The organism is Mangrovimonas cancribranchiae (assembly GCF_037126245.1).
Classification (GTDB): Bacteria; Bacteroidota; Bacteroidia; order Flavobacteriales; family Flavobacteriaceae; genus Mangrovimonas; species Mangrovimonas cancribranchiae.
Genome location: NZ_CP136925.1, coordinates 2,826,168 through 2,837,984, shown reverse-complemented (window position 1 = coordinate 2,837,984; position 11,817 = coordinate 2,826,168). Strand labels below are relative to the sequence as shown.

At 35.1% G+C, this 11,817-nt stretch carries 13 protein-coding genes; 9 read left to right on the top strand and 4 right to left on the bottom strand.

Annotated elements, in window-relative coordinates; all coding sequences use genetic code 11:
• The first annotated feature begins 6 nt into the window (after positions 1 to 6).
• The 7 genes from R3L15_RS13115 to R3L15_RS13085 all read left to right on the top strand — a co-directional run bounded on the left by R3L15_RS13115 (position 7) and on the right by R3L15_RS13085 (position 6,913).
• Entirely contained in the window at positions 7 to 492 is a 486-nt protein-coding gene (locus R3L15_RS13115; protein ID WP_338732210.1) for a hypothetical protein, read from the top strand.
• Between the two features lie 57 nt (positions 493 to 549).
• On the top strand, positions 550 to 1,989 hold the full coding sequence (locus R3L15_RS13110) for an oligosaccharide flippase family protein (protein ID WP_338732209.1): 1,440 nt from the start codon (positions 550 to 552) through the stop codon (positions 1,987 to 1,989).
• Positions 1,986 to 2,420: a dUTP diphosphatase gene (gene dut / locus R3L15_RS13105; protein ID WP_338732208.1), complete on the top strand. Its 435-nt coding sequence runs from the start codon at positions 1,986 to 1,988 to the stop codon at positions 2,418 to 2,420. Before R3L15_RS13110 ends, dut begins: the two co-directional genes overlap by 4 nt.
• Before the next feature lie 80 nt (positions 2,421 to 2,500).
• The gene (locus R3L15_RS13100) at positions 2,501 to 3,517 is read left to right on the top strand and encodes a sugar phosphate nucleotidyltransferase (protein WP_338732207.1); all 1,017 of its coding nucleotides are present in this window, start codon (positions 2,501 to 2,503) and stop codon (positions 3,515 to 3,517) included.
• A 28-nt stretch (positions 3,518 to 3,545) separates the two neighbouring features.
• On the top strand, positions 3,546 to 4,901 hold the full coding sequence (locus R3L15_RS13095) for a tetratricopeptide repeat protein (protein ID WP_338732206.1): 1,356 nt from the start codon (positions 3,546 to 3,548) through the stop codon (positions 4,899 to 4,901).
• The gene (locus R3L15_RS13090; protein WP_338732205.1) at positions 4,902 to 5,681 is read left to right on the top strand and encodes a DUF4292 domain-containing protein; all 780 of its coding nucleotides are present in this window, start codon (positions 4,902 to 4,904) and stop codon (positions 5,679 to 5,681) included. It abuts the gene before it with no gap.
• The gene (locus tag R3L15_RS13085) at positions 5,681 to 6,913 is read left to right on the top strand and encodes a peptidoglycan DD-metalloendopeptidase family protein (protein ID WP_338732204.1); all 1,233 of its coding nucleotides are present in this window, start codon (positions 5,681 to 5,683) and stop codon (positions 6,911 to 6,913) included. Before R3L15_RS13090 ends, R3L15_RS13085 begins: the two co-directional genes overlap by 1 nt.
• A gap of 8 nt (positions 6,914 to 6,921) precedes the next feature.
• On the opposite strand, the gene R3L15_RS13080 is transcribed toward R3L15_RS13085, so the two are convergent.
• Both R3L15_RS13080 and R3L15_RS13075 read right to left on the bottom strand, forming a co-directional pair.
• Positions 6,922 to 7,431, bottom strand: a complete 510-nt coding sequence (locus R3L15_RS13080; protein ID WP_338732203.1) for an acyl-CoA thioesterase — start codon at positions 7,429 to 7,431, stop codon at positions 6,922 to 6,924.
• An 82-nt stretch (positions 7,432 to 7,513) separates the two neighbouring features.
• Positions 7,514 to 8,452 carry an SPOR domain-containing protein gene (locus tag R3L15_RS13075; protein ID WP_338732202.1) on the bottom strand — a complete coding sequence of 313 codons (939 nt, stop codon included), beginning with the start codon at positions 8,450 to 8,452 and terminating at the stop codon, positions 7,514 to 7,516.
• A gap of 103 nt (positions 8,453 to 8,555) precedes the next feature.
• On the opposite strand from R3L15_RS13075, the gene dprA reads away from it, so the two are divergent.
• Positions 8,556 to 9,662 (top strand): DNA-processing protein DprA, encoded by a 1,107-nt coding sequence (dprA, locus tag R3L15_RS13070; RefSeq protein WP_338732201.1) that lies wholly within the window; start codon positions 8,556 to 8,558, stop codon positions 9,660 to 9,662.
• On the opposite strand, the gene trpS is transcribed toward dprA, so the two are convergent.
• Both trpS and R3L15_RS13060 read right to left on the bottom strand, forming a co-directional pair.
• Positions 9,659 to 10,627 carry a tryptophan--tRNA ligase gene (trpS, locus tag R3L15_RS13065; RefSeq protein ID WP_338732199.1) on the bottom strand — a complete coding sequence of 323 codons (969 nt, stop codon included), beginning with the start codon at positions 10,625 to 10,627 and terminating at the stop codon, positions 9,659 to 9,661. The genes dprA and trpS overlap by 4 nt on opposite strands.
• A 131-nt stretch (positions 10,628 to 10,758) precedes the next feature.
• Entirely contained in the window at positions 10,759 to 11,001 is a 243-nt protein-coding gene (locus R3L15_RS13060) for a GlsB/YeaQ/YmgE family stress response membrane protein (RefSeq protein WP_338732197.1), read from the bottom strand.
• 67 nt (positions 11,002 to 11,068) lie between these two features.
• Here R3L15_RS13060 and R3L15_RS13055 point away from each other — a divergent pair, with 67 nt between their 5' ends.
• Positions 11,069 to 11,803, top strand: a complete 735-nt coding sequence (locus tag R3L15_RS13055; protein ID WP_338732196.1) for a lysophospholipid acyltransferase family protein — start codon at positions 11,069 to 11,071, stop codon at positions 11,801 to 11,803.
• Positions 11,804 to 11,817: the final 14 nt, after the last annotated feature.

Sequence of the window (11,817 nt, the reverse complement as noted above, 5' to 3'; positions counted from 1 at the left end):
TTTAAAATGAGAATATTAGCATCGATATTCTATTTCATAGTAATTTTAGGATGTTCAAGTTCCAAGCAACTTGAAACAAGACCACCGTTTACTTTGGGCAAGGCCTATTACCAAGATTGGGTAGCTGGAATTGAAGATGGAGGTTCGGGAGTAAATGTATATATACCCATTAAAGATAATCCCAAGAGCATAGTTTTAGATAGTATCTATTTTAGAAATCAAGCGGTTAAACTTAAAAAGCAAATTGTAGATAAGACCATTTACATAGGTCGGTTTCAGTCGAAAAATAAGCAAGATTTGATAATGAGCAGCAACCCAAAAGCGGAGTATGGCAATACCTTGCCAAAGACCGTTAAGCCACCTTTTCCATTAACTAAAAATGAATGTATTGTAAGTTATCAGGATAAAGGCAAAACCAAATACTACAAAATACAAGATCTTGTTGAAAAACAGCCATTGCATTATCCTTCTGCACCACCAAATAAGGAATAATTCGCATTGCAATTCCTTTTTTAAAGCCCTATCTTTAGCGGAGTTAAAATCAACTTTTTGGGCGCATTAAAATCGTTTTTTAAGGATACGGCTATTTATGGCCTGGCAACCGTATTACCAAGACTTATGAACTTTGTTTTGGTGCCGCTTCATACAGACACATTGCCAACCACTAGCTATTCTGATAATACATTGTTTTATGTGTATGCGGCTTTTTTCAATGTCTTGTTAACTTATGGAATGGAAACGGCCTTTTTTAGGTTTTTTAGCAGAAGTGATGAAAAAAGCAAAGTGTTTTCAACGGCATTCATAAGCTTAACTATTACCACGATTCTCTTTTTTGCTATAGTGTTTTTTAATGCTGAAAGTTTGGCAAATTGGGTAAACTTAAAACAATCCTATTTCAATTTATTGGTTGGTGTTTTGGCCTTAGATACTTTGGTTGTAGTGCCTTTTGCTTATTTAAGAGCAACGGGAAGGCCTATTAAATTTACAGCAATCAAGTTGTCTAATATTGTTGTTTATGTGCTGTTGAACTTCTTTTTTTTATGGGCTATTCCCAAGTTTGGTTGGCAGTTTTCATTTTATGATAAAACCGATTTAGTACAATACATATTCGTTGCTAATCTTGCAGCTAGTGTATTAACACTACTATTGTTATCGCCCTACTTCTTTAAGACCAAATTAGAGTTTAACACAACAATATTTAAGCAATTACTCAACTATGGTTGGCCAATTATGGTAGCGGGTCTAGCCTATGTTATCAATGAAAATTTTGATAAATGGCTATTGCCAGAACTATTGGGTAAAAATATAAATGGCGCCTATAGTGGCTGTTACAAAATTGCAGTTTTTATGACCATTTTTATTCAAGGATTTCGTTTGGGGGCCGAGCCTTTTTTCTTTAATCACGCCAAAGAACAAAATGCCAAACAAACTTACGCTGCCATTATGAAGTATTTTGTGATCTTCGGAAGTTTTATGTTGGTATTTATAGTTGCTTATCTAGATGTTTTTAAAGAACTTATTGTTAGGGATGAAGCCTATTGGATAGCGATAGATATTGTGCCTATTGTGTTACTAGCCAATCTGTTTTTAGGAATGTATTTTAATTTGGCCATATGGTACAAGCTAACCGACAAAACACGTTATGGCATGTATATTTCGGTTTTTGGGGCTTTAATTACAATTGCTTTTAATTATTATATGATTCCAAAAATTGGCTTTATGGCTTCAGCTTGGGCAACATTGGCTGCTTACGGTGTAATGATGATAACATCATATTTCTTGGGAAGAAAACATTATCCAGTACCTTATAATATATCTAGTATTTTTACTTACTTATTTGTAGCTGTAGTTTTGGCAACAATCGCATATACCAATCTATTATTTAAACCCAATTATTATATTAGTACCGTTTGTGTTTTTGTATTTTTGGGTGTTGTTTTCCTATTGGAAAAGAATGATATCAAACAACTATTAAATAGAAAAAAATGACCATAAAAATCATCAATACATCCAATCACGAATTACCACATTACGAAACCATAGCATCGGCAGGAATGGATTTGCGTGCAAGTCTGTCAGAACCTAGAACATTAAAACCCTTAGAACGTACGATTGTCGGAACAGGACTGTTTATGGAGTTGCCAGTTGGTTACGAAGCTCAAGTACGACCACGTAGCGGGTTGGCTGCAAAAAAAGGCATTACCGTATTAAATGCACCAGGAACTATCGATGCCGATTATCGTGGTGAAGTAGGCGTGATTTTAGTGAATTTATCCAACGAGGAATTTACCATTAACAATGGCGAACGTATAGCGCAAATGGTTATAGCTAAACACGAACGCGCCGAATGGCAAGAAGTCACCGAGCTTACCGAAACCGATAGAGGTGAAGGTGGTTTTGGAAGCACGGGCGTGAAGTAAATTTCTGCGCAGACAGGAATTTTATAATCAATAGAGATCAAGTTTAATTAAAAAAGATATCCGCTTTTGCGGGCAATGATATGAAAATAATTGTTCCAATGGCAGGTCGTGGTTCACGACTTCGCCCTCATACCTTAACAGTTCCAAAACCATTAATTCCGGTTGCTGGCGAACCTATTGTGCATCGCTTAGTAAAAGATATTGCCAAAATATTAAAGCAACCCATAGAAGAAGTTGCTTTTGTGCTTGGCGATCCTGCCTTTTTTGGAGACGATATCGTGAGTAGTCTTCAGGAATTAGGGAAAAGTCTGGATGCAAAAACGTCAATTTATCGTCAAGATAAACCTTTAGGAACAGGTCACGCTATTATGAGTGCTAAAGAGTCGTTGTCAGGCCCGGCTGTTGTTGCGTATGCCGATACACTAATTCGCGCCGATTTCGATTTAGATCCTCAAGCCGATGCTGTAATTTGGACCAAACGTGTTGAAAACCCTGAAGCTTATGGTGTTGTTAATTTAAATTACAATAACGAAATTACCGAATTGGTTGAGAAACCAGAACAATTTGTAAGCGATCAAGCGGTTATTGGTATTTACTATTTTAAAGATATTAGTATTCTAAAAAGCAAGCTTCAAGAGGTGTTAGATGAAAATATTATGCATGGCGGCGAATACCAAATTAACGATGGTATTAAACGTATGATGGCCGAAGGAAAAGTTTTTAAAACCGGAACTGTGGATGAATGGATGGACTGTGGTAATAAAACCGTAACGGTTGAAACCAATTCAAAAATGCTTCAGTTTTTAACTCAGGATGGAGAGAAACTGGTTAGCGATTCGGTGACGTTAAACAACTCTAAAGTTATTCCACCTTGTTTTATTGGTGAAAATGTGGTGCTAAACAATACAACCGTAGGACCAAACGTTTCTATAGGTAACAACACTATTATCGAAAATTCAACCGTTAAAAATAGCTTAATTCAAAACCAAACAAGCATTAAAAACGCTAATTTAGATAACGCTATGATAGGTAACCATGTTACTTATAATGGCAAATTCACATCAATAAGTATTGGCGATTATTCGGTTTTGGAATAATAATTGAATTCAATCTCCTAAAAAACTAATGAAACAACACATCTACATACTATTACTAGTTTTAGGAATATTTTTTCCTATAACAGTAAGTGCGCAAGTAGATTTCAACAAAACACCAGACGATGATCTTGGTAATGTTGAAGACGAGTTTCAGCAACATTTTTTCGAAGCCCTAAAACAAAAAGGTATCGAAAATTACGACCGTGCAGTTGAAGCTTTAAAAAAATGTCTAAACATTAAAAGTGACGTCGCTGTTGTTTATTACGAATTAGGTAAAAACTACAACAAGCTTAAAAATTTTGGTGCCGCAGAAGACGCTTTAAAAGAGGCAGTTTCCATGGATGAAGATAATGAATGGTACTTAGATGAGCTTTACGATGTTTACATTCAGCAAGAGGACTTTAAACGCGCTATTAAAACCGTAGAACAGTTGGTAGAATATCATCCAGATTACAAAGAAGATTTAGCAGCGCTTTATGTGAGAACAGAAAACTATAAAGATGCTTTAAAACTGTTGGATGAGCTAGATGAAACTTATGGTGTTTCACCAAGTCGAGATATTTTGCGTAATCAGGTTTATAAGGCTACAGGGAAGAAAAAAGATCAAATTGAAAACTTGGAAGAACGTGTTGAGGATAATCCAGATGAAGAATCTAATTATTTGGCATTAATATTTCGTTATAGCGAGAACAATCAAAAGGAAGAAGCTTTCGAAACGGCCAAGAAACTTTTAGAAATTAAGCCTAATTCCGAGTTAGTTCATTTAGCACTATATAAATTTTATTTAGAAGATGGCGAGGCCGAAAAGGCTATAACATCGATGAAAGTCGTTTTAAAAAGCCTACAAATAAAACCGCAAGCAAAAGCCATGGTTTTAACCGATTTTGTAAAGTTTGTTAAAGACCACCCAGAATATGAAACCGATTTAGTAGAAGCAACAACCTTAGCACAAGAAGACGACCCTAAAAGTTATCAAGAGGTGGCGCAATATTTCTTACAAAAAGGAAATAAAGAAAAAGCCCTAGAGTATTTTCAAAAAGCCTTAAATCTAGAAGGCAATAATTTTGGGGTGTTGCGTAATATTTTGCTTCTGCAATTAGATTTAGAGCAATATGATGATGTAGTAAGCAAAAGTGAAAACGCTTTAATTATGTATCCATCACAACCTATTTTCTATTTAATAAATGGTGTGGCATTAAATAAACAAGATAAATCGCACCAAGCCATAGATGTGTTAACTATGGGGCTAGATTATATTATAGAAGACGATAAAATGTTGTCCGATTTTTACGTACAGTTAAGCATTGCACATACCAAATTAAATCATGCTTCAAAAGGAAAGATGTACCGTGAAAGGGCCCAAAAACTGAAACCTACAAATTAAATGAAGAAAACCCCTAACAAAATAATTACAGGTTTTTTACTGGTGTTACTTATTACATGTTTTGGGTGTAAAACAAAGCACGTTGTTACCGATGGGAACGTTAACCCAGACCTTTCGGAAAAATACGTTATTAAAGAGCATCTTAAAACAGCACCAAGTTTTAAAACATTACAAGCAAAAGTACGTATAAGTTATACCGAGGATAACAGTACGCAATCGCATACCGTAACATTTAGAATGTTAAAAGATGGCATTATTTGGTTAACAGCGCCATTAAATATCGTTAGGGCTAAAATAACACCAGAATCGGTTGGGTTTTATAACAAATTAGACAATACTTATTTTGAAGGCGACTTTAGCTATATTAGTGATATGCTGGGTACAGACGTTAATTTTGAAAAGGTACAAAACCTATTGCTTGGTCAGCCATTATTTGGGTTAGATAATGAGACACATAAGATGTCCATACATAATAATAATTATATGTTTCAGCCCAATGAACAATCTTCGCTTTTTGAGTTGTTCTATTTAATTAATGCCACTTTAAATATGGAATCGCAGCAGTTAGCACAAGCTAGTACACAACGGTTTTTACAAATAGACTATTTGGAATATCAAACCATAGAGAAACAAACGTTTCCTAAAAACATAAAAGTAATTTCTTTAGAAGGAGATCAAGAAACTATAATAGAACTAGACTTCAAATCGGTATCTTTGAACCAAGATTTAAGGTACCCGTTTAAAATCCCGAAAGGATACGACGAAATTACACTAGACTAATGATTATTACCAATAAAAAAACATACTTTATTTTAACATTGTTGCTGCTTTTTTGCAGCACATTATCGTTCTCTCAAAGTAAAAAACAGCAAGAGTTAGAAACACGTCGTCAAGAACTCCGTAAAGAAATTCAGCAGATAAACAACTTGTTGTTTAAAAATAAAACCAAGAAAAAGTCGCAAATCACGTTAATAGAAGATGTTAACTACAAGATTAATGTTCGTAAAAACTTGATTAGTGTTACCAATCAGCAAGCTAATTTATTAACACGTGAGATTAATACAAACCAAAACAAAATAACCGAGTTACGCGCCGAACTTGAAACACTAAAAGACAATTATGCTAAAATGATTGTACATTCTTACAAAAGTAAAAGTGAACAAAGCAGAATTATGTTTTTATTGTCTTCTAATAACTTTAAACAAGCTTATAAACGGTTACAATACCTTAATCAATATACTAAATATCAACGAGAACAAGGTCAAGCCATAAAAACAAAAACAACCGAACTTCAAGAGATTAATAAAGATTTGTTGCGTCAAAAGCAAGACAAACAAAAGTTAATTGAAGAAAATAGAGTTGCCCAACGCCAACTAGAGCAAGAGTTATCGCAGCACAAAACGTTAATGGCATCTATTAACCAAAATTTAAGCAAGTATAGCCAACAAATTAAGCAAAAAGAGCGTGAAGCAAGAGCTATAGATCGTGAGATTGAAAAAATTATTCGTGAGGCTATTGCAAAATCTAATAAAGCTGCTGGAAAGACGACTAAATCTACAAGTACATTTTCGTTAACACCAGAAGACAAAGCCTTGGCCAGTAGTTTTGTGTCTAATAAAGGAAAACTACCTTGGCCAGTAGAAAAAGGTGTGGTTAAATTGCGTTACGGTAGGCAACCATCGCCTATTGTGCCAACGGTTATGATACAAAGTAACGGCGTACGTATAGCCACCGAGGAACATGCCAAAGTACGTGCTGTTTACAAAGGTCGTGTTATGCGTGTACAAGCCATAAAGCACGGTAATTTAACGGTTATGGTACAACACGGTAACTATATTACATCGTATACCAATTTATCTAAAGTTTTTGTGAAAACGGGCGATAACCTATCTACAAAGCAAGATATAGGCGAGGTGTTTACTAACCCTTCCGATGGAAAAACCATTTTAAGATTTAGTGTGTTTAAAGAAACCAAAACCCAAGATCCAGCTCATTGGATTTATAGGATGTAAACTAAACCCTATTCAAACAAGGCTTTAAGCTCTGTAGCATCGTGAGCTTTCATTTTACCAGCAAGCACTAAACTAAGTTGCTTACGGCGTAAAGCAGCATCGTAACGGGCTTTTTCAAGTTCACTTTCAGGAGTGATTTCTGGAATATCCACAGGACGTCCCGTTTCATCAACGGCAACAAAGGTATAAATAGCTTCGTTAGCTTTGGTGCGTACACCAGACTCGCGATCTTCAATCCAAACATCTAAAAACACTTCCATAGAGGTTTTAAACGCACGCGATACTTTAGCTTCAACAGTAACCACACTTCCTAAAGGCACAGCACGATTAAACGCCACATGGTTTACCGATGCGGTTACTACAATACGTCTGGAATGACGTCTGGCAGCAATACTTGCAGCACGATCCATACGCGCTAATAATTCACCACCAAATAAGTTGTTTAAGGGGTTGGTTTCGCTTGGTAAAACCAAGTCGGTCATTGTGGTTTTAGATTGTTCCGGTGTTTTAGGTGCCATAACATTGTAACATTGAAAATGCAAAGGTAAGGCGAATAAAAAAGACACCGTATTAAATTTTAATTAAAATTAAAAAGGACGTTTAGTCTAAGGCTTTAACCAATAACCAAGCAGCAGTATTATGGTTATTTTTAACCTCACGTAAGGCGTCTAAGGCTTCCAAACGATTCTCGTAGCTAGCATAAACCACTTCGTGTAAACCATAACGGTTTTGACCAATTTTTCTTGCAGGATATCCAAGCGCTTTTAATTGCGATACTTTTTTATCGCTATTTTCTTCTACACGAAATGCTCCAGCAATAATATGATAATTACCTGTTTGCTTTTTCACGTTTAGGGTAACAGCAGGCAACGGGTTGTCAATAACAAATGTGGCTTCTTGTATTTTGTTTTCTAGTTGCTTGTTGGCTTCTTCTTGGGCTATTTGATTTTGGGTTTCTATTTGGTTAACGTAATAATTAGCCCCTAAAAAGCCACCCAAACCTAAAGCTATTACAGCAATAGCAGCATATTTTAAATAGGGTCTTGCTTGGCGTTTTTCGGGAGTAATTGTTAAAGGTACCGTTTCCTCAATAGCTTCAACCTCTTGTTTGTAAGCTTCGCGAGTAACGTTTTGAGATACAAATTGCGATAAGCCAAACGCATCGGTTAGATAATTAATATGATATGAAGGATCGAAAATAATATTACCTTCTTCATTTAATGTTAAATCGCCAATGTTTTCAAAAGTAATGGTTTCCCCTTCTACTAAATAGGCTTTAATAGCTTTAACGTGCTTGTTAAGCTTTTTTACAGCAGACTCATAAGGGATTTTTTCAACTTCGGCAATATAACTGCTTAGCAATCCATCGTTATGTTGTAATTGCTCGTTAAATGATAACACTTTTTTTGGTGGATAAAAGGAGTTAGTTGTTTCGTGAACCTTAGCAGAAACACGAGTGGTTAAAAACGCTCCAAACCCAGGAATTGTCACGCAATCGTAACGATATAATAAATCACTTATGTAAGAGTCTATGTGCATAAAACAAATGTATAAATTTTTGTTGTTGAATAAAAATCCGGCTTAACTATTTATTAACATCTTAAAATTTAGTTTCTTGTAGGTTGTAAATGAGAAAGATACTATGACAGAACAGCAGCTTATCTATACGTTAGCCTTACAGCATATACCAAATATTGGTGATATTACGGCAAAAAAATTAATTCAATATTGTGGTTCTCCTGAAGCTGTTTTAACCGAAAAGAAGCAAAATCTATTAAAGATAGATGGTATTGGCACAAGTACGATTAGAGATGTTTTTGGCAAACATCATTTAAAAGCTGCCGAAGAGGAGCTAAAGTATATAAAGAATAATAACATTACGTGTCTTTATTTTTTAGACTCAGATTACCCCGAACGTTTAAAACACTGTATTGATGGTCCAATTTTACTATTCCAAAGAGGGCAAATAAACATAAAAAACCAACCGATATTAAGTGTTGTGGGTGCCAGAAAAATAACGGTTAATGGAATGGCTTTTTGCGAAAAACTAATTGAAGAAATGGCAATTTATAATCCTATTATTGTATCAGGGTTTGCTTATGGCACGGATATTACGGCGCAAAAAGCAGCTCTAAAACACAATTTGCAAACCATTGGATGTTTGGCGCATGGACTTAATCAAATTTATCCTAAAACTCATAAAAAGTATGTGGCCGATGTTGAAAAACACGGAGGATTTTTTACCGATTTTTGGAGTACAGCTGTTTTTGACAGAAAGAACTTTTTAAAACGGAACCGAATTATAGCTGGATTAAGTGAGGCAACCGTTGTTATAGAATCGGCTGAAAAAGGTGGCAGCCTTGTTACAGCAGATATTGCCAATTCTTACAATCGTGACGTATTTGCTGCACCAGGACGAGTTACAGATAAAATGAGTGAAGGTTGTAATAACTTAATTAAATTTCAAAAAGCACATTTGTTATCTAATCCGTTGGATATTCCTTTAATGCTGAATTGGAAATTGGAAGACGACGCCAAACAACAACCTATACAAAAGCAATTGTTTGTTGAGTTGGGAGATGATGAAAAAAAGGTCTACAATTACCTAAAACAACACAATAAACAGCTTTTAGATGTGATCGCTCTCGAATGTAAAATTCCTATTTATAAAATGGCCAGCATTCTATTAAATATGGAGCTAAAAGGTGTTATTAGACCACTACCAGGAAAACAGTTTGAATTAATTTAATACCCCACTTTTTCACGTACTCTTCCAATCACATTATTAGCAACAACTTTAGCTTTTTCGGCACCAACAGCAAGTGCTTTGTCAATTTCTTCAAGGTTGTTCATGTAATAATGAAACTTCTCACGAGGCTCGGCAAATTTTTCAATAATCAATTCAAAAAGAGCTTGTTTGGCATGCCCATAACCATAGCCGCCATTTTCGTAATTAGCTTTCATGTCTGCGGTTTGTTCTTCCGAAGCTAATAAACTGTAAATAGCAAAACAGTTGCAGGTATTCCAATCTTTGGGATCTTCAAGAGGTGTACTATCAGTTTGAATAGACATAATCTGCTTACGTAGTTTTTTGTCATTCAAAAAGATATTGATAAAGTTGTTTCGGCTTTTACTCATTTTTTCGCCATCGGTTCCAGGTACCAATTTGGTGTTTTCTTGAATTTTGGCTTCTGGCATAACAAAAGTGTCGCCCATTTTAGCATGAAAACGAGCGGCTACATCGCGTGTCATTTCAAGGTGTTGTAGTTGGTCTTTTCCAACGGGAACAAACTCGGCATCGTAAGCTAATATATCTGCAGCCATAAGCATTGGATAGGTGAAAAGTCCTGTGTTTACATCGGCTAATCTATCAGCTTTATCTTTAAAACTATGTGCCAGAGTTAAACGTTGATATGGAAAGAAACAGCTTAAGTACCAAGAGAGTTCGGTAACTTGAGGAATATCGCTTTGTCTGTAGAATACTGTTTTTTCAATATCTAATCCAAAAGCTAGCCACGTTGCTGCTACAGCATAGGTGTTTTGTCTTAATTCTTCAGCATTTTTAATTTGGGTTAGGGTATGCATATTGGCAATAAATAAAAACGATTCGTTAGCGTCGTCGTTTGCTAATTCTATTGCTGGTAAAACAGCGCCTAAAATATTGCCTAAATGTGGTATTCCTGTACTTTGTATTCCTGTAAGTATTCTTGCCATAGTACTTCCCGATAAGCGGGAATCTTGTTACGTTAAACTTGATTGTAAATAAGTAGCAAAAGTAGTTATATGTTATTAATAAAAAAAGCGATTCCTAAGAACCGCTTTATGTTTTAGTTTTAAAGAGTAAATTACTTTTTAAAAATCCCGGCGATGAATAAAATGATGATGGCACCAATGGCTCCAGTAATTACATCTCCAATTATACCATCGGAAATAGAAATTCCTAAAGCGCCAAAAGCCCAATTACCTACAATACCACCAATGATACCTAAAATGATATTCATTAAGACTCCAAAACCACCACCTTTCATTAATTTTCCAGCTAACCAACCAGCAATGGCACCAATTAATAATGCATAAAGTAAACTCATAATAGTGTTTTTTTAATGTTAGTATGTTTTAAATATAATCAATTTATAAATACTATTTTTGTTCGCGATGAAAGTGTTAAAGTATCCTTTGTGGGCGTTATACCGTATCTGGTTTTATATTTTGGTAGCTTTACCAATTATAGTATTGTTTCCTATTTTATTAATTTCTATATCAAAAGAAGCGTGGTATCCCTTCTTTTTTAAGTTGGCAAGATTTTGGGCTAAGTTTATTTTAATAGGTATGGGATTTAGATATCAAATTGTACGTGAGCAAGTACCAGAGCCTAAGAAAAGTTATATGTTTATAGCAAACCATACATCGATGACAGATATAATGTTAATGTTGGTATCGGTTAAAAATCCGTTTGTCTTTGTTGGCAAACAAGAGTTGGCAAAAATTCCGTTGTTTGGTTTTTTCTATAAGCGCACCTGTATTTTGGTAGATAGAAGTTCTGAAAAAAGCCGAAAAGCGGTGTTTTTAAGTGCACAAAGACGATTAAAGCAAGGCTTAAGTATATGTATTTTCCCTGAAGGTGGTGTGCCAGAGGAAAGCATTATGTTAGACGATTTTAAAGATGGTGCGTTTAGGTTGGCCATAAAGCACCAAATTCCTGTTGTGCCTTTAACTTTTGCCGATAATAAAAAGCGATTTTCTTACACATTTTTTAGTGGAAGTCCTGGAAAGATGCGCGTGAAAATTCATAAGTTTTTAAGCACTGAGGAATTAACTATTAAAGATACGAGAACTCTTAATCTGGAAGCAAGAGAGGTTATATTAAAGCAATTAAAGGTATTTAATTAAAAAAAGCCACCTAT

Coding starts and splice junctions, on each gene's coding strand:
- R3L15_RS13115 (WP_338732210.1), top strand. CDS start 7: ATGAGAATATTAGCATCGATATTCTATTTCATAGTAATTTTAGGATGT.
- dut (WP_338732208.1), top strand. CDS start 1,986: ATGACCATAAAAATCATCAATACATCCAATCACGAATTACCACATTAC.
- R3L15_RS13100 (WP_338732207.1), top strand. CDS start 2,501: ATGAAAATAATTGTTCCAATGGCAGGTCGTGGTTCACGACTTCGCCCT.
- R3L15_RS13095 (WP_338732206.1), top strand. CDS start 3,546: ATGAAACAACACATCTACATACTATTACTAGTTTTAGGAATATTTTTT.
- R3L15_RS13090 (WP_338732205.1), top strand. CDS start 4,902: ATGAAGAAAACCCCTAACAAAATAATTACAGGTTTTTTACTGGTGTTA.
- R3L15_RS13085 (WP_338732204.1), top strand. CDS start 5,681: ATGATTATTACCAATAAAAAAACATACTTTATTTTAACATTGTTGCTG.
- R3L15_RS13080 (WP_338732203.1), bottom strand. CDS start 7,431: ATGGCACCTAAAACACCGGAACAATCTAAAACCACAATGACCGACTTG.
- R3L15_RS13075 (WP_338732202.1), bottom strand. CDS start 8,452: ATGCACATAGACTCTTACATAAGTGATTTATTATATCGTTACGATTGC.
- dprA (WP_338732201.1), top strand. CDS start 8,556: ATGACAGAACAGCAGCTTATCTATACGTTAGCCTTACAGCATATACCA.
- trpS (WP_338732199.1), bottom strand. CDS start 10,627: ATGGCAAGAATACTTACAGGAATACAAAGTACAGGAATACCACATTTA.
- R3L15_RS13060 (WP_338732197.1), bottom strand. CDS start 11,001: ATGAGTTTACTTTATGCATTATTAATTGGTGCCATTGCTGGTTGGTTA.
- R3L15_RS13055 (WP_338732196.1), top strand. CDS start 11,069: ATGAAAGTGTTAAAGTATCCTTTGTGGGCGTTATACCGTATCTGGTTT.